16 protein-coding genes are annotated in these 17,460 nt (G+C 61.2%); 5 read left to right on the forward strand and 11 right to left on the reverse strand.

Translation table 11 applies throughout. The features are described from left to right. Positions 1–17: 17 nt before the first annotated feature. The 4 genes from gltP to NUV89_RS13585 all read right to left on the reverse strand — a co-directional run bounded on the left by gltP (position 18) and on the right by NUV89_RS13585 (position 2,910). Positions 18–1,349: a glutamate/aspartate:proton symporter GltP gene (gltP, locus tag NUV89_RS13570; protein WP_017734678.1), complete on the reverse strand. Its 1,332-nt coding sequence runs from the start codon at positions 1,347–1,349 to the stop codon at positions 18–20. Positions 1,350–1,910: 561 nt separating this feature from the next. Then, positions 1,911–2,378 carry an inhibitor of vertebrate lysozyme family protein gene (locus NUV89_RS13575; protein ID WP_257781713.1) on the reverse strand — a complete coding sequence of 156 codons (468 nt, stop codon included), beginning with the start codon at positions 2,376–2,378 and terminating at the stop codon, positions 1,911–1,913. 2 nt (positions 2,379–2,380) lie between these two features. After that, on the reverse strand, positions 2,381–2,545 hold the full coding sequence (locus NUV89_RS13580) for a DUF1328 domain-containing protein (RefSeq protein WP_003170804.1): 165 nt from the start codon (positions 2,543–2,545) through the stop codon (positions 2,381–2,383). 80 nt (positions 2,546–2,625) lie between these two features. Next, complete coding sequence (locus tag NUV89_RS13585; protein ID WP_257781714.1) at positions 2,626–2,910, reverse strand: hypothetical protein; 285 nt, start codon at positions 2,908–2,910, stop codon at positions 2,626–2,628. 377 nt (positions 2,911–3,287) lie between these two features. Between NUV89_RS13585 and algB the strand changes: the two genes are divergently transcribed. Together algB and NUV89_RS13595 are read left to right on the forward strand one after the other, a co-directional pair. After that, entirely contained in the window at positions 3,288–4,634 is a 1,347-nt protein-coding gene (algB, locus tag NUV89_RS13590; RefSeq protein WP_257781715.1) for a sigma-54-dependent response regulator transcription factor AlgB, read from the forward strand. A 10-nt stretch (positions 4,635–4,644) separates the two neighbouring features. Then, positions 4,645–6,432, forward strand: a complete 1,788-nt coding sequence (locus tag NUV89_RS13595) for a KinB sensor domain-containing domain (protein ID WP_257781716.1) — start codon at positions 4,645–4,647, stop codon at positions 6,430–6,432. Between the two features lie 168 nt (positions 6,433–6,600). Here NUV89_RS13595 and NUV89_RS13600 read toward each other — a convergent pair whose 3' ends face one another. The 6 genes from NUV89_RS13600 to NUV89_RS13625 form a co-directional block, all read right to left on the reverse strand. Continuing rightward, positions 6,601–7,377, reverse strand: coding sequence for an N-acetylmuramoyl-L-alanine amidase (locus NUV89_RS13600; RefSeq protein ID WP_257781717.1), 777 nt, complete (start codon positions 7,375–7,377; stop codon positions 6,601–6,603). An 88-nt stretch (positions 7,378–7,465) separates the two neighbouring features. After that, on the reverse strand, positions 7,466–9,505 hold the full coding sequence (locus tag NUV89_RS13605) for a GGDEF domain-containing protein (protein WP_257781718.1): 2,040 nt from the start codon (positions 9,503–9,505) through the stop codon (positions 7,466–7,468). Further along, a complete protein-coding gene (locus NUV89_RS13610) occupies positions 9,502–10,380 on the reverse strand; it encodes an endonuclease/exonuclease/phosphatase family protein (RefSeq protein WP_017734685.1) in 879 nt (292 codons plus the stop codon). The genes NUV89_RS13605 and NUV89_RS13610 overlap by 4 nt, the downstream gene beginning before the upstream one ends. A 10-nt stretch (positions 10,381–10,390) precedes the next feature. Further along, positions 10,391–11,026: a thiol:disulfide interchange protein DsbA gene (dsbA, locus tag NUV89_RS13615; protein WP_257781719.1), complete on the reverse strand. Its 636-nt coding sequence runs from the start codon at positions 11,024–11,026 to the stop codon at positions 10,391–10,393. Between the two features lie 168 nt (positions 11,027–11,194). Further along, positions 11,195–11,806, reverse strand: a complete 612-nt coding sequence (locus tag NUV89_RS13620; protein ID WP_017734687.1) for a cytochrome c4 — start codon at positions 11,804–11,806, stop codon at positions 11,195–11,197. A 34-nt stretch (positions 11,807–11,840) separates the two neighbouring features. After that, positions 11,841–12,143, reverse strand: coding sequence for a cytochrome c5 family protein (locus NUV89_RS13625; protein ID WP_257781720.1), 303 nt, complete (start codon positions 12,141–12,143; stop codon positions 11,841–11,843). 192 nt (positions 12,144–12,335) lie between these two features. On the opposite strand from NUV89_RS13625, the gene yihA reads away from it, so the two are divergent. Further along, a complete protein-coding gene (yihA, locus tag NUV89_RS13630; protein ID WP_124527086.1) occupies positions 12,336–12,977 on the forward strand; it encodes a ribosome biogenesis GTP-binding protein YihA/YsxC in 642 nt (213 codons plus the stop codon). A 270-nt stretch (positions 12,978–13,247) separates the two neighbouring features. Here the strand turns inward: yihA and polA are convergent, their stop codons facing one another. Next, positions 13,248–16,025, reverse strand: a complete 2,778-nt coding sequence (gene polA / locus NUV89_RS13635) for a DNA polymerase I (protein WP_257781721.1) — start codon at positions 16,023–16,025, stop codon at positions 13,248–13,250. Between the two features lie 74 nt (positions 16,026–16,099). On the opposite strand from polA, the gene NUV89_RS13640 reads away from it, so the two are divergent. Beyond that, positions 16,100–16,390, forward strand: a complete 291-nt coding sequence (locus NUV89_RS13640; protein WP_017734691.1) for a DUF2782 domain-containing protein — start codon at positions 16,100–16,102, stop codon at positions 16,388–16,390. Positions 16,391–16,446: 56 nt separating this feature from the next. Continuing rightward, on the forward strand, positions 16,447–17,400 hold the full coding sequence (locus NUV89_RS13645) for a homoserine kinase (RefSeq protein WP_257781722.1): 954 nt from the start codon (positions 16,447–16,449) through the stop codon (positions 17,398–17,400). The last annotated feature ends 60 nt before the right edge of the window (positions 17,401–17,460 follow it).

The following is a 17,460-nucleotide window of genomic DNA, read 5'->3' on the forward strand; positions in this document are numbered from 1 at the left end:
TCAACGCGCTCGCGCTATCAGCTACGCGTGGCTTGGGCGGCCGGAGCCGCGTCCTTGCTGCGCCAGTGCGGCAGGGAATTCCAGTAGCGCTCGCCCTTGGCGTCGTCGTACATGCCTTCCCAACGCGCGATGACCAACACGGCCAGGGCGTTGCCGATCACGTTCAGGGCGGTACGCGCCATATCCATGATGCGGTCGACACCGGCGATGAACGCCAGGCCTTCCAGCGGGATACCCACGCTGCCCAGGGTGGCCAACAGCACCACGAAGGACACGCCCGGCACACCGGCGATGCCTTTGGAGGTGACCATCAGGGTCAGTACCAGCATCAGCTGCTGGCCAACCGACAGGTCGATGCCATACAGCTGGGCGATAAAGATCGCCGCGATGCTCTGGTACAGGGTCGAACCGTCGAGGTTGAACGAGTAACCGGTCGGCACCACGAAGCTGCAGATGGCCTTCGGCGCGCCGTAGGCTTCCATCTTCTCGATCACGCGCGGCAGCACGGTCTCGGAGCTGGCGGTGGAGTAGGCCAGTACCAGCTCATCCTTGAAGATGCGCATCAGCTTGATAACCGAGAAGCCGAACAGGCGGGCGATCAGGCCGAGGATCACAAAGGCGAAGAACAGGATGGCGACGTAAACCAGGATCACCAGCTTGGCCAGTGGCAGCAAGGAGGCGAAGCCGAAGTTCGCCACGGTCACCGCGATCAGTGCGAAGACGCCGATCGGGGCGTACTTCATAATCATGTGGGTGACTTTGAACATGCTCTCGGACACGCCCTGGAACATGGTCACCAGCGGCTCGCGCAGGTCTGGCTTGAGGCTCGAAAGGCCCAGGCCGAACAGCACCGAGAAGAAGATGATCGGCAGCATTTCACCACGGGCAACAGCGGCGAAGATGTTCGATGGGATCAGGTTGAGGATGGTCTGGATAAACGCATGCTCGTGCTGCACTTCCGCAGCCGTGGCCTGGTATTTGGAGATATCGACGGTACCCAGGGTACTCATGTCGATGCCGGCACCCGGATGGAACAGGTTGGCCAGCAACAGGCCGACCACGATCGCGATGGTGGTGACGATCTCGAAGTAAAGGATGGTTTTGACGCCGATACGCCCGAGTTTCTTCGCGTCTCCGACACCGGCAATGCCGACGATCAGCGAGGAAATCACAATCGGGATCACGATCATCTTGATTAGGCGGATAAAGATATCGCCCGCTGGCTGCAACACATTGCTGATCCACCAGGCTTTTTCAGCACTGAAATGGTTAAGCACTGCGCCGATTGCGATCCCCAACACCAAACCGATGAGGATCTGCCAGGCGAGGCTTAGCTTTGCCTTCTTCATGTCATTACCCTTACTTCAAGTGAACTCAAGGCAAATGCGCCAGCCGCAACGCTCGAAAGCGAAAAAGTGTGAGCATCTGCCTCCATGGAAGGTCACCGCAGCGTGGCCGAAATGGCTTACTGGCAGGCGAAAAAAGGCGCAACTATTCCGATGCAAGGGAGCGACGTCTAATGCCGTAAACGCCTACCCTATGCCGAATCGGCATGGCTTTTTTTCATAATAACTGTCTGAACGGTCAGTTCAAATGCGACAAATCGTCCGCCGAATATGCCGTGAACCTGCCAAAGCCGGCTCGCTCAGAGATTCAGCACGTCTTCGAAGGGTTGGCAGAAATGCCTGGGAATATTGCGGCGCAGTGTCGGAAATGTCTTATGGTGCCGGCGAAATTTTATCGATAGGTGGTCGCGCCGACACACCAAGTAATGGTTGGAGTCGGGCAAAAAGGAAATTTGCGGCTATGCGCGGTATGAGAAGCGGGAATGAGAGTCACGAGCCCGCCACAAGTTCAGCAAACCGTAGGTTTGTGAACTTGCGATCACTGATTAGGCCCGCCAAAGGGACCTAGTACCAATTCGGGTCTTTCTTCAGCTGCTCCATCAGCAGCTTTTGCATGCCCTCATCCGGCTTACCGATAAAACGGTAATCGGCGTGCCGCGTCGGCGACTTGTCCGCCGGCAAGCCGGCCGGGACTTCTACCAACAGCGCGTAGGCATCGTCCTTGTCGAGGCTGAAGGCCACGATCAGGCGCTTGTTCAGGCAGGTGTCCGCGGTTTCGCAGAGCGGCCCGACCAAGTACTTGTCGCCGTCTTCTTCCACGGCATTCATTTGTTCAGCCGTACCCGACAGGTTCATCACCCATTCCGGCAGGCGCTCTTCTTTCTTCACCACGCCTTGCCAGGTCTGGCGGTATTGCGGGTCCGCACTAAGCAACTCATTGGCGCGTGATTGGCCATCGTTGGCAGCCATCACCAAGCCGCTGCCGCCCAGCAGGGCGGCGGCAACCAGGGCTTTAAGGGACAAAGAGGTCATATTCAGCCTCGGCCACGACGACCAAAGAAGAACGAAGCGATAAACATCACCAGGAAGACCACAAACAGAATCTTGGCGATCCCCGTAGCGGTGCCCGCGATACCACCGAAGCCCAGGACTGCAGCCACAATGGCGATGATCAGAAATGTGATTGCCCAACTCAACATGGTGATTCTCCTTACGCTTTCTAAAGGGGTAACAACGGTAGTGCCGTACGGCCGCTCAAGTGAGCGGGCGCTTTTCTTGCCTAGAACACCCAACGCTCTTGGACAGGCAGCTCGCCCAGGGTGGAATCCTGGTCGGCGACTCTCAATTGCGGGGCGGTTACATCGGCGGCAACGCTGCCAACGGAACGGAAATGGGTCTGGGTCTTCACGGAGTGTTCGAATTGCGGGACTTGTTGCTGACTCTGCTGCCAATGCTGCATCTGCTGGCCGCCAATCAACGTGACCATCAGGGCCAGGCTGGCGAACAGGCCTTGCTGCAAGCGCAGTGGCGAAACGTGCAATTGGCTGAGGCTTTGGCGAGTCATGCTGTGGTGCTCCCGCATTCTGATTATTCGTTGAGAGGGATATTGCAGGGTGCATGCCAGCTTTTTTACAAAATAAAACTCAATAAAATCAATAGCTTGAAAGATATCCAATACCTGGGCACACAGCATCCTGCACGATGCCGCCCTGGGAGCCGTGCGAAATGCACGATCACCAGCGGTCGGATCAAGGGATAGAAAACAGGTGACGGGTTGCCGAAGTGGCAAGACGGCATGAAAACGCCATCAGACGGGGCTCTGTAGGAACTCATGCAGATACCTGCACGACGCATCCTTTTATCGATCAGAATAAACCATGCAACTTGCCCGATTATTCCGGGACTAATCACCATCACTCATAGTTAAGGAGCGCGGCACAGATGGAATCAGCCAAGGAACTTCAAGGCCGTATTCTTTTAGTGGATGACGAATCCGCGATCCTGCGCACCTTCCGTTATTGCCTGGAAGATGAAGGCTACACCGTGGCCACCGCGAACAGCGCCGCCCAGGCCGATGCCCTGATGCAACGTCAGGTGTTCGACCTGTGCTTCCTCGACCTGCGCCTGGGCGAAGACAACGGCCTCGATGTATTGGCGCAAATGCGCATTCAGGCGCCATGGATGCGTGTGGTGATTGTCACTGCACATTCCGCTGTCGACACCGCCGTGGACGCGATCCAGGCCGGCGCCGCCGATTACCTGGTCAAACCCTGCAGCCCGGACCAGTTGCGCCTGGCCACCGCCAAGCAGTTGGAAGTACGCCAATTATCCGCCCGCCTGGAAGCGCTGGAAGGCGCAGTACGCCAGTCCAAGGATGGCCTCGACTCTCACAGCCCGGCGATGATGGTCGTGCTGGAGACCGCACGCCAAGTAGCCGGAACCGATGCAAACATCTTGATCCTCGGCGAGTCCGGTACCGGTAAAGGCGAATTGGCCCGGGCCATCCACGGCTGGAGCAAGCGCGCGAAGAAATCCTGCGTGACCATCAACTGCCCGTCGCTGACCGCAGAACTGATGGAAAGCGAATTGTTCGGCCACAGCCGGGGCGCGTTCACCGGCGCCAGCGAAAGCACCTTGGGCCGGGTCAACCAGGCCGACGGCGGAACGCTGTTTCTTGACGAAATCGGCGACTTTCCCCTCACGTTGCAGCCAAAGTTACTGCGATTCATCCAGGACAAGGAATACGAGCGCGTGGGCGACCCGGTCACCCGCCGCGCCGATGTGCGCATCCTCGCCGCCACCAACCTGAACCTGGAAGACATGGTGCGCGACGGCCGCTTCCGGGAAGACTTGCTGTACCGCCTCAACGTCATCACCTTGCACCTGCCGCCGCTGCGCGAGCGTAGCGAAGACATCCTCACCCTGGCCGACCGCTTCCTGGCGCGCTTCGTCAAGGAGTACGCGCGGCCGGCACGCGGCTTCAGTGATGAAGCCCGCGAGGCGCTGCTCAACTACCGCTGGCCGGGCAATATCCGCGAGCTGCGCAACGTGGTGGAGCGCGCGAGCATCATCTGCCCGCAAGAGAAGGTGGAAATCAGCCACCTTGGCATGGCCGAACAACCGACCCACAACGCCCCGCGCATCGGTGCGTCGCTGAGCCTGGATGAGCTGGAGAAAGCCCACATCGGCGCCGTGCTGGCCACCGCCGACACCCTGGACCAGGCGGCCCGCACCCTCGGTATCGACGCCTCGACCCTGTACCGCAAACGCAAACAGTACAACCTGTGAGCTGTACCTTATGAAGTTAGCGATGAAGCTGCGGACTCGCTTGTTCCTGAGTATCTCAGCGCTTATCACCGTCGCCCTGCTGGGCCTGATCCTGGGCCTGGTCAGCGTCATGCAAATGGCCAAGACCCAGGAGTCGCTGATTCGCAGCAACTTCATCACCCTGGACCTGGGCCTCAAGCTGCGCCAGAGCCTGGGCGACCAACTGATGATGATGTTGGAGCAACGCCCCGACCCTGCAGCCCTGCAAGCGTCGAAGCAGCACTACTTCGACCTGCTGGACCAGGGCATCGCCCATGAACAGCGCGACGGCCACGGCACCGGTTTCAGCCAGGCCCGGGGCGAGTACCAGAACCTGCTGGACGCGTTTGACCAGTCCCAGCAGGCCTCGCCACCGCCAGGTACCAAGGACAAGCTTACCGACACCTTCAACGTGCTGCGCAACGGCCTGATCGCCGAACACAAGCAGGCGTTGGAAAACATCAGCACCAGCGAACACAAATCCCGCGAACGCGCCTTGCTCATCGCCGGCTTGCTCGGCCTTGTGGGCCTGGCGGTGCTGATTATCGGCTTTGTCACCGCCCATGGCATCGCCCGGCGTTTTGGCGGGCCTATCGAGGCGCTGGCCAAGGCGGCGGACAAGATCGGCCAGGGCGATTTCGAGGTGACGCTGCCGATTTCTTCAGCGGCGGAGATGAACCAACTGACACGGCGCTTCGGCATCATGGCCGAGGCCCTGCGCCAGCATCAGGCGACCAATATCGATGAACTGCTCGCCGGCCAGCAGCGCCTGCAAGCCGTGCTGGACAGCATCGACGACGGCCTGCTGATGATCGACCGCCAAGGCCGCCTGGAACACCTCAATCCGGTAGCACAACGCCAATTGGGCTGGGACGAGGAACGCCTCGGCCAGGGCTTGGGCGAAGCCTTGATGCGCCCCGAGCTGGATGAGCAGCTACAACTGGTGCTGCGCGGCGGCAACCTGGAGCGCGCGCCGGAAGACCTGGAAGTGGAAGTCGAGGGTGAACTGCGCCTGCTGACTTACAGCCTCACGCCCGTGAGCCATACCCAGGGGCACATCCTCGGCGCCGTGATGGTGTTGCATGACGTCACCGAACAGCGCGCCTTTGAACGGGTGCGCAGTGAGTTCGTGCTGCGCGCCTCCCATGAGTTGCGCACACCGGTGACCGGCATGCACATGGCGTTTGGTCTGTTTCGCGAGCGTGCGAAGTTTCCTGCGGAGTCCCGCGAGGCGGACCTGCTGGATACGGTCAACGAAGAAATGCAGCGCCTGATGCAGTTAATCAACGACTTGCTCAACTTCTCGCGCTACCAGAACGGCCTGCAAAAACTCACCTTGGGGCCGTGTGACGTGAACGATCTGCTGGAGCACGCGCGTGCGCGCTTCGCCGAACCTGCCAATGCGCAGAACATCGAACTGCTGGTAGAAGCGCAGGCCGACCTGCCACGCCTGTACGCCGACCAGCCGCAACTGGAGCGTGTGCTCGACAACCTGCTGGCCAACGCCCTGCGCCATACCGCCGAGGGCGGGCAGATCCGCCTGCAGGCGCGGCGGCATGGGGAACGGGTGATTGTCAGCGTCGAGGACAACGGCGAAGGCATTGCCTATGGCCAGCAAGGGCGCATTTTCGAACCGTTCGTCCAGGTGGGCCGCAAGAAAGGCGGCGCCGGCCTGGGGCTGGCGCTGTGCAAGGAGATCGTGCAACTGCACGGGGGCCGCATGGGCGTGTATTCGCGGCCGGGGCAGGGGACGCAGTTCTATATGGCGCTGCCGCTGTAGGAACTTGCTACCGGAACCTGTGGCGAGGGAGCTTGCTCCCACTGGAGTGCGCAGCGCTCCCAAAAATTCTGGGGCCGCTTCGCAGCCCAGCGGGAGCAAGCTCCCTCGCCACAACAAGCGCCCTGGCTACAGCAACCCCATCACCACAACAAGCTCACCTGCCATAGATCAGCGGCGGTTCAAGGCCCGCAGGATCGCTGCACTCTCGGCATCGGGCGTGCCATCAAACAGCGACGGCCGGAAGTGCATCTGGAACGCTGCAATCACATGGCGCGTGGCCACATCCAGCTCGCCGGTCTGCGGTGTCTGGTAGCCCAGGCGGGCCAATTCTTCCTGGAACCAGGTAATGCTCGGCAGGTCGGCGGCGTATTGCACCTGGAACCGCGCCACTGCCTGGGCATCCGGCCACACTCCCAGGCCTTCATCGGCCAGGCGCTTCCACGGAAACAACGGGCCTGGGTCGAGCTTGCGCAGCGGCGCAATATCGCTATGGCCAATGATGTTCTTCGGGTCGATGCCATTACGCTTGCTGATGTCCTTGAGCAACACCACCAGCGACTTTACCTGCGCTTCGGAATACGGATACCACACGCGCCCCGTCGGCGTGTCGCGATAGCCCGGGTTGACGATTTCGATGCCGATGGAGCTGGAGTTGAGCCACGTGCGGCCCATCCACTCGCTTTCCCCGGCGTGCCAGGCGCGCTGGCTCTCATCCACCAGCTTGTAGATCTTGCCAGAGGCGTCGTCGCCGATCAGGTAGTGGCTGCTGACCTGGCCGTGGGTCAGCAGTGCCAGGGAGCGCTCGAGGTCGGTGGACGTGTAGTGGACGATCACGAACTGCACGCGGTTGTCGTGGTTCGCCGAAGGGTAGCTGGTGTCCAGGCGCGGGCCGCTGGCGCAACCCGCGAGCAGAAGAAACATAAAGGCAATGGATAAGGATTTCATGGCAGAAGGCAGTACGCTGAAGACGATAATGCAACAGTGTAACGTACGGTTTGTGACGCGGCGCTCAAATCACAAAATGGAACATCTTTTACGCCGCCTGGACCCGGTTGCGTCCCGCCGCCTTGGCCCGGTACAACGCCGCATCGGCGCGCTTGAGGGCCAGGTCACTGCGCTCGCCCGGCAGGAACTGCGCCACGCCCATGGACACGGTGACCGTCACCGGCTCGCCTTTGAAGTGGAACGGGCATGCCTCGATGGCCGCACGCAACACCTCACCTACCGCCAGCGCATCCGCCAGGGATGAGTTGGGCATCAGCAAGACAAACTCTTCGCCGCCAAAACGGGCGATGAAATCGGTCGAACGCAGGCGCTTGCGCAGGACGTTGGCGATGATTTTCAGCACCTTGTCACCCGCCAAGTGGCCGTAACCGTCGTTGATCCGCTTGAAGTGGTCCAGGTCGAGCATGGCCAGCGACAGGCTGTTGCCGCGCTGGTGCCAGGCATTGACCTCGTGGTCCAGGCGTTCGCTCCAGGCCGCGCGGTTGGGCAGCCCGGTGAGCGGGTCGAGCAGGGCTTTCTGGCGCTGCACTTCCAGGTGCTCGCGATAGCCCTGGGCTTCCTGCTCCATGCTCGCCACCCGCTCGGCCAAGCCTTTCAAGCGCGCCGCGACTTCCTGCTCACGCTGGTCGCGTTGTTGCTGGTGCTGGTCCATGGTGCCGAGCAGGCCTTCCAGATGGCTTTCCAACACGTGCTTGAGACTGTCCAGGTCAGCCGCTTCCTGCACACTGCTTTGCAGGCCATCGACTTGCTCGCGGATCTGCGTATCCAGCTCGCGAGCAGCGTCACGGCTGTCGGCATGCCCATCGCTGGCCACTTGCAGATGGCCCTGGAACGCTTCAAGGCGCTCGTTGAGCTGCTTGAGATAGGCCTCGAACTCATGCTGGCCGCTGTCGGTGATCGCCAGCATCAACACCGCCAGATCATCGAGGATCGGCAGCAGTTCGTACCAGTTCAAGCCATGGGCCAGGCGCTCGCGCATCGCCTCGGCCTGTGGCCGGTGGCGTTCGGGCAACGACAGGTCTTCGAGCAGGCCGAGCAGGGTATCTTCGATATGCTTGGCCACGGAGCTGTAGGACGGCTCCGGCGAATCGGGCAGGGCGTAGATGCCCTCTGATTGCAGTTCGTCGGGATCGGCAGGCTCCAGCACCGGCGGCAGCGACAGGCTGCCGATGACGGTTTGCTCCGGCGCTTCGACCGGCACCCGCGGCGCTTCGACAAAGGTGGCGAGTGCGCTTTCGGCGACAGGCGCTTCGGCCTGCGGCGCGGGCGGCTCGGGCGGCTCGGGCTGTGGCTCGGGCTCTGGTGTAGCGACAGGCGCCGCAGCGTGGACCGGCGCGTCAACTGCGACCGCTGGCTTGGCGACTTCTAGTGCCGGGGCGGCCGTGGTTTGCGGCAGTGGCGCGAAAGCCCGCAGCGCCTCGGACAACTCTTCAGACTGCGCGGGCTCCTGGGGCACAGGCTCGGGCGCCGGCTTCGCAGCCGCGGGCGGCACAGCGACGACCGCCGCAGGCTCACTCACCGGCGCCTCATTGGCGACATCCTTGCCACCAAACAGGCGTTGCAGCAGCCCTGGCCCGGAGCGTGGGGCTTCGCCATCCGGCTCCAGGTTATCCAGCGCCTGCCCTTGCAGACTGCTCAACTCACTGAGCAGCAGCGGGATCTCCCGCGCCTGGCCCACTCGGCTGTCCAATTGCTTGGCGAAGGTTTTCAGCGGGCGCGCGACGTCACGGGGCAACGGCAGTTTTTGCAGCTGCGCGACCAGTGCCGTCAGCGCGGTGCTGATCTGCTCGACCCGGGTTTCGCGGCGCTGCTCGGAGTCCAGCACGGCCTTTTCCAGGCGTGGCAGCAGGGCGGCGAGGGCGGCGTCCATGTCGTCAGTGCGCACTACGTCGCGCATTTCCTTCATGCATTGGTCGACCGCGCGGTCGGTGCCTTCCGCCGCCAGCGTGCTGCGCACCAGCCCTCGGCGCAGCAGGTCGAGGCGGGCAGCCCAACGGCGTTCGAGCTTTTCTTGTTGCTCGATGCTTAACAGGTATTTTTCTTTCCAGCGCTGGGCGTCGTCGCTCATGCAAGGGGTCCGCGGGGGCCAGGGCTCAACGCGGGCAATGCATCGGCCGTGAGCGAACCCGGCAGGCGAATCTCTACCGCGACCGGCAGGTGGTCGGAAATGGGCTGAGCCAAGACCTGCACGCTTTCGAGCGTGAGGGTCGGGCTCAGCAGGATGTGGTCCAGGCAACGTTGCGGGCGCCAGCTGGGAAACGTGGCTTCGACTTGCGGCGCCAGTAACCCGAGGTCCCGCAGCGGGGAATTGTTCAGCAGGTCGCTGGCGTGGGTGTTCATGTCACCCATCAGCACCTGGTGTTTGTAATTGCCGATCAGCTCGCGGATGTAGGCCAGTTGCATCGTGCGGGTGCGGGCACCCAACGCCAGATGCATCATCACCACCACCAGGGCTTCAGGGCCTTCGCCAAACCGCACGAGGATCGCGCCGCGCCCCTTGGGGCCGGGCAGCGGGTGATCTTCGATCGCCCATGGCTTCAAGCGGCTGAGCACACCATTGCTGTGCTGGCCCAGGCGCCCGAGGTTGCGGTTGAGCTGCTGGTACCAGTAGGGGAAGGCCCCAAGCTGGGCCAGGTGCTCGACCTGATTGACGTAACCGGAGCGGATGCTGCCGCCATCGGCTTCCTGCAAGGCGACCAGGTCGAAGTCGCTCAGCAGGTTGCCGATTTTTTGCAAATTACCGGCGCGACCGTTGTGGGGCAGCAGGTGCTGCCAGCCACGGGTGAGGTAGTGCCGGTATTTCTCGGTACTGATGCCCACCTGGATATTGAAGCTGAGCAGGCGCAGCCGGCTGTCGGCCGGCAGGCCTGTGGATTCCAGGTGGTGCTCGTTGACCTGCGGGTCATGCAGGCCAACCACACGTTCAGTCCCCCAGCGGCGCATGGCGGGCCCCTTACTTGGCTGCGCGCTCTTTGGCGATCAGTTGGTCGGCGACGTTGAGGACAGCCTCCGGACCACCGGCAGTGCCCAGGTCAAATCGGTATTTGCCGTTGACGATCAGGGTCGGTACGCCTTGCACGCCATACTTCTGCGCCAGTTCCTTGGCCTGTTTGATCTGGCCCTGGATGGCGAAGGAGTTGAAGGTGGCCAGGAACTTGTCCTTGTCCACGCCCTGGGTGGCCACGAAGTCAGCCATTTCGTCAGGCTTGGTCAGGCGCTTGCCTTGCTTCTGGATCGCGTCGAAGACCGCGTTGTGGACCTTGTGCTCCACACCCATGGCTTCCAGGGTCAGGAACAGTTGGCCGTGGGCATCCCAAGGGCCGCCGAACATGGCCGGGATACGCTTGAAATTCACATCTTTAGGCAGTTTTTCAGCCCATGGGTTGATGGTCGGCTCAAAGGCGTAGCAATGCGGGCAGCCGTACCAGAACAGCTCCACCACTTCGATCTTGCCAGGCACCGAAACCGGTACAGGATTGGTCAATTCAACATAGGTTTTACCGGCTTCAAGCGGCACGTCGGCAGCTTGTGCGGTCATGCCGAAGAGGCTGGCAGTGACGAGAGCGGCGCTGAGGATCAGATTACGCATGCTTTACTCCTGGACAAATAAAGTCGCCTCACGCGACCTTTGTTGTGACAGGTCTACGCGGGCATGAGTTCGTTAGTGTAACGGCACCGGCCACAAAAAAGGGCGGCCTAAGCCACCCTTTTTATGCTTGCATCGACGGATTAATCGAGCGTTAACGTTGCGTGCACCTTAGTGCAGGCCCTGGATGTAGCTGGAGACCGCCGCGATGTCTTCATCGCTGAGTTTGCGGGCGATGGTGCGCATGATCGCCGCGTCGCCATCGTTGGCTCGCCCGGCCTCTTCCTTACGGAAATCGGTCAGCTGCTTGGCGATATAGGTGGCGTGCTGGCCGCTCAAGTGCGGGAAGCCTGCGGCAGCAATACCAGCGCCATTTGGCGAATGGCAGCCGATGCAGGAAGGCAGGCCTTTTTCCAGGTCGCCGCCACGGAACAACTTCTCGCCACGGGCGACCAGTTTCGGATCAGCAGCTCCCACGCTGCCCTTCTGGCTGGCAAAATAGGCCGCGATGTCCGCCAGGTCCTGATCGCTGAGGTTGGTCAGCAGGCCGGTCATTTCCAGCACCGTGCGCTTGCCATCCTTGATGTCGTGCATCTGCTTGGTCAGGTAGCGTTCACCCTGGCCGGCCAGTTTGGGGAAGTTCGGCGCCGGGCTGTTGCCATCCGGTCCATGGCAAGCACCACACACGGCGGCTTTCGCCTGGCCCGCTGTAGCGTCGCCTGCAGCATGGGCAACACCGGTGATGCCCAGGGTCAACAGCAGACTCACGATCAGTTTGTTCATCAGCTAATCCAACTACGGCTAAGGGGTTTAAGAGTTATCTACCGGGTTTACTCACCATCAACTGAATGACGGCCTGGTAATCCTCAGTACTGCAGTCCATGCACAAACCACGCGGCGGCATTGCCTTGAAACCCTGGGTCACGTGTTGCACCAGCGTGTCCATGCCCTGCGCCAGTCTTGGCGCCCAAGCTGCCTGGTCACCCCGTTTGGGGGCGCTGGGCAACTGGCCGGCATGGCAAGCCACGCAAACTCGGTTGTACACCGCTTCCGGTTCCTGTGTAGCCTGAGCGCCATAAAGCGGAATCAGGACACCCAAAGCGAGCAACCATCGGGTCATACATCGACCTTTTCAGGGTTTGAGAGCGTTTTGCGTTCTAATGCGCAATAAAGGTCTTTCGCTCCCGTGAACCTCATCCTTCGCTGGGACAAAGCACACACAAAATCTGCGGCATTATATACTGGCGCTACTGAAACGGAAACGACACCGCTTGCCGCACCCTTTCTCGGCACCGCCCACATCGGAAATCTCATGCAACTCAAGAACCCCATCCTCGGCCTGTGCCAACAGTCCACGTTCATGCTCAGCGCCGCCAAAGTTGACCAATGCCCCGATGACGAAGGCTTTGAAGTCGCCTTTGCCGGCCGTTCCAACGCCGGCAAGTCCAGCGCGCTGAACACCCTGACCCACGCCAGCCTGGCACGCACCTCGAAAACCCCGGGCCGCACGCAACTGCTCAATTTCTTCAAGCTAGACGAAGATCGGCGTCTGGTCGACCTGCCGGGCTACGGTTACGCGAAAGTACCTATCCCGCTGAAGCTGCACTGGCAGCGTCACCTGGAGGCTTACCTGGGTGGCCGCGAGAGCCTGAAGGGTCTGATCCTGATGATGGACATCCGTCATCCAATGACCGACTTCGACCTGTTGATGCTCGACTGGGCGGTCGCCAGCGGCATGCCGATGCACATCCTGCTGACCAAGGCCGACAAGCTGACCTACGGTGCAGCCAAGAACACCCTGCTCAAAGTGCAGGCGGAAATCCGTAAAGGTTGGGGTGACGCGATCACCATCCAGCTGTTCTCGGCACCGAAGCGCCTGGGCCTGGAAGAGGCTTACACCGTGCTCGCCGACTGGATGGAATTGGCCGACAAGGGCGCGGAAATCGCCGAGTAACTTTTCTGCGGGCAAAAAAAACCCCGGACTTCGTATGGGGAGGGGAAGTTCGGGGTTCAAGTTCCGGACCGCTAGGGCGGGGTCCAGATATCTGCCAACACTTAACACAACATAGGAGCATTGAAGGGCTTCACCACCCATTCAGTAACTCTGAGTAGCCGTTCACGGGTTAAGTTCCGGCAGGTGCAAAAAACTATTGGAAATAACTGACGGCGTTATCTGATCTAAAGCACTCTGCCACCACCCTCAGGTGGCAGCAGAACCCCGGAATCAGTGCGCTTCGTCCCAGTTGTTGCCCACGCCCACCTCCACCAGCAGCGGTACATCCAGCTGCGCCGCAGCACTCATGTGCTCGCGAATCTTCTCGCTGACTTCGGCGACCAGGTCCTCACGCACCTCCAGCACCAGTTCATCGTGCACTTGCAGGATCACCTTGGCATCCAGGTCCGAATCAGCCAGCCAGTTGTCCACCCGCACCATGGCTTTCTTGATGATGTCTGCAGCGGTGCCCTGCATCGGCGCGTTGATCGCGGTGCGTTCTGCCGCCGCGCGCTCCTGCGGCTTGTTGGAGTTGATATCCGGCAAGTACAGGCGACGGCCGAAGAAGGTCTCGACATAACCTTGATCCGCCGCCTGGGCGCGGGTGCGCTCCATGTACTCGCGAACACCCGGGTAGCGGGCGAAGTACACATCGATATACGCCTTGGCCGTCTTCGTATCGACGCCAATATCCTTGCCCAGCTTCTGCGCGCCCATGCCGTAGATCAGGCCGAAGTTGATCGCCTTGGCGCTGCGGCGCTGATCCGTGGTGACCTCATCCAGTTCAACCTTGAACACCTCGGCCGCCGTGGCCGTGTGTACGTCCAGGTTGTCGCGGAAGGCGTTCATCAAGCCTTCGTCCTTGGACAGGTGCGCCATGATCCGCAGTTCGATCTGCGAATAGTCCGCTGCCAGCAGCTTGTAGCCTTTTGGCGCGACAAACGCCTGACGAATCCGACGACCCTCGGCGGTACGCACCGGAATGTTCTGCAGGTTCGGATCACTGGACGACAAACGCCCGGTCGCCGCCACCGCCTGGTGATAGGAGGTGTGGATACGCCCGGTGCGCGGGTTGATCTGCTCCGGCAGGCGGTCGGTGTAGGTGCTTTTCAGCTTGCTCATGCTGCGGTACTGCATCAGCACCCTGGGCAGCGGATAGTCATCTTCGGCCAGCTTGGCCAATACTTCCTCAGCGGTAGACGCCTGGCCCTTGCCGGTTTTTTTCAGCACCGGCAAACCGAGTTTCTCGTAGAGGATCGCGCCGAGCTGCTTGGGCGAACCGAGGTTGAACTCCTCGCCGGCAATCTCGTAGGCCTGGCGCTCCAGCTCGACCATCTTGTCGCCCAGTTCGACGCTCTGCACACCGAGCAGGGCTGCATCCACCAGCGCGCCTTGGCGCTCGATGCGCGCGAGCACGGGGACCAACGGCATCTCGATGTCCGTCAACACGCTGGCCAGGCTCGGGATGGTCGTCAGTTGTGCATGCAGTTCCTGATGCAGGCGCAGGGTTACGTCTGCATCTTCAGCCGCGTAAGGACCTGCCTGTTCGAGAGGGATCTGGTCGAACGTCAGCTGCTTGGCGCCCTTGCCGGCGATGTCCTGGAAGCTGACGGTGTCGTAGTCCAGGTACTTCTTGGCCAGGCTGTCCATGTCGTGCCGGGTTGCGGTGGAGTTGAGCACGTAGGATTCGAGCATGGTGTCGAAGGCGATGCCCCGCACGGTAATGCCGTGGGCCGGGTCGCCGCCGATGGCGCAGTTGGCCAGGATATTCATGTCGAACTTGGCGTGCTGGCCGACCTTGAGCTTGGTCGGGTCTTCCAGCAGCGGTTTCAGGGCCAGCAGGACGGTATCGCGGTCCAACTGCTGCGGCACGCCGATGTAGGAGTGGGTCAGTGGGATGTAGGCCGCTTCATGGGGCTGAATGGCGAAAGAAACCCCAACCAACTGCGCTTGCTGGGCGTCGATGCCGGTGGTTTCGGTATCAAAGGCGAACAACTTCGCGTCGTTGAGCTTTTTCAGCCAGACATCGAACGTAGCCTGGTCGAGGATGGTGGTGTAGGCGGCTTCCACAGGCGCTGCGGCTTCAACGGTTTCTTCGGCAACAGGCGCGGCCTGAAGCTCGACACGCTTGGCATCGCGTTGAATTTCATCAATCCAGCTTTTGAACTCCAGAAGCGTGTAGAGCTCCAGCAGTTTTTCGCGATCCGGCTCGATCAGGTGCAGGTCATCCAGGCCCACGTCCAGCGGCACATCGCACTTGATCGTCGCCAATTGGTAGGAAAGAAACGCCATCTCCCGATGCTCTTCGAGCTTGGCCGGCAGCGTCTTGGCGCCACGGATGGGCAAGGTCGGCACAATATCCAACTGCTCGTAGAGCTCTTTGATCCCGCCATTCACGCCCACCAGCAAGCCGGAAGCCGTCTTCGGCCCAATGCCCGGAACACCCGGGATGTTGTCGGACGAATCGCCCATCAACGCCAGGTAATCGATGATCTGCTCGGGAGCGACGCCAAATTTCTCTTTTACGCCGTCGATATCCATCGAACTACCGGTCATGGTGTTGACCAAGGTAATGTGCCCATCGACCAGCTGCGCCATGTCCTTGTCACCGGTGGAGATCACCACCGGGCGGTTGGCCGCCGCGCTGCTGCGGGCCAGGGTGCCGATCACGTCATCGGCCTCGACGCCTTCGACGCACAGCAACGGGAAGCCCAGGGCGATCACGCTCTGGTGCAGCGGCTCGATTTGCACACGCATGTCATCGGGCATGCTCGGGCGGTTGGCCTTGTATTCGGCGTACATGTCGTCGCGAAAGGTCCCACCCTTGGCGTCGAACACCACCGCGAACGGGCTGCCCGGATACTGCTTGCGCAGGCTTTTGAGCATGTTCAACACGCCCTTGACCGCACCGGTCGGCAGGCCTTTGGAGGTGGTCAGCGGGGGCAACGCGTGGAAGGCGCGGTACAGATAAGAAGAACCGTCCACCAGGACGAGGGGGGCTTGGCTCATGAGCAGGATCAACCTTTTCGGCGGGTCAGGCGCTAGAATAGCCGGACCAATGACGACAAAGGGACAAGGTTATCATGCGTACAGCGAATCGCTTGTTGTTGACCGGCTTGATTGCACTCCTGCCGCTGGCCGCCACGGCAGCCGACAGCGCCCCCGGTGGTGACCCTGAGGTCACGATCCGCACCGAAGGCGACAAAACCATCCAGGAATACCGCCAAAATGGCTTCCTGTACGCGATCAAGGTCACGCCCAAGGGTGCACCCCCGTATTTCCTGGTGCGCGCGGACGGCACCGATGCGAACTTCATCCGCTCTGACCAGCCGGATATGCTGATCCCGTCATGGAAGATTTTCGAATGGAAATGATTTCTTAACTTAAATTGGCGCCGCGCCCTGCGGCGCCCGTACTGGCAGTTTTAACCATGTCTGTGTTCACCCCCCTGGCTCGGCCCGAGCTGGAAACCTTTCTCGCCCCTTACGGGCTCGGCCGCCTGCTTGATTTCCAGGGAATTGCCGCCGGTAGCGAAAACACCAACTTCTTTATCAGCCTGGAACAGGGCGAATTCGTCCTGACCCTGGTTGAACGCGGCCCCGTCGCCGAAATGCCGTTCTTCATCGAACTGCTCGACGTGCTCCACGACGCCGACCTGCCCGTGCCCTACGCCTTGCGCACCACCGACGGCCAGGCCCTGCGCGAGCTGAAAGGCAAACCGGCGCTGCTGCAACCGCGCCTGGCCGGCAAGCACATCAAGCACGCCAACGCCCAGCACTGCGCCCAGGTCGGCGAACTGCTCGGCCATCTGCACCTGGCGACACAAGGCGACAAAGTGCTGGAACGCAAGACCGATCGCGGCCTGGATTGGATGCTCAGTGAAGGTGCGCAGCTGATTTCGCATCTGGAGGCAGCTCCGCAGCGCTTGTTGCAAGACGCGCTGGACGAGATCGAAGCCCACAAGACGCAGATCCTCGCCCTGCCGCGCGCGAACATTCACGCAGACCTGTTCCGCGACAACGCGATGTTCGAAGGCACGCACCTGACAGGCCTGATCGACTTCTACAACGCCTGCTCCGGCCCGATGCTGTATGACGTGGCGATCGCGCTGAATGACTGGTGCTCGGACGAAAACGGCGTGATCGACGGCCAACGTGCCCGCGCATTGCTTGGCGCCTATGCCGGGCTACGTCCGTTTACCGCCAAGGAGGCCGAATTGTGGCCGACGATGCTGCGAGTGGCGTGTGTACGGTTCTGGCTGTCACGCCTGATCGCGGCTGAGTCGTTTGCCGGGCAGGATGTGTTGATTCATGACCCAGCCGAGTTCGAGCATCGCCTGGCGCAACGCCAGCAAGTGACGATCCAACTGCCGTTCGCGCTCTAAAAAATGTGGGAGCGGGCTTGCTCGCGAAGGCGGTGTGTCAGTCAGTACATCTGGCACTGA

This window comes from Pseudomonas sp. 18.1.10 (assembly GCF_024655625.1).
In the GTDB taxonomy this organism is placed as follows: Bacteria; Pseudomonadota; Gammaproteobacteria; order Pseudomonadales; family Pseudomonadaceae; genus Aquipseudomonas.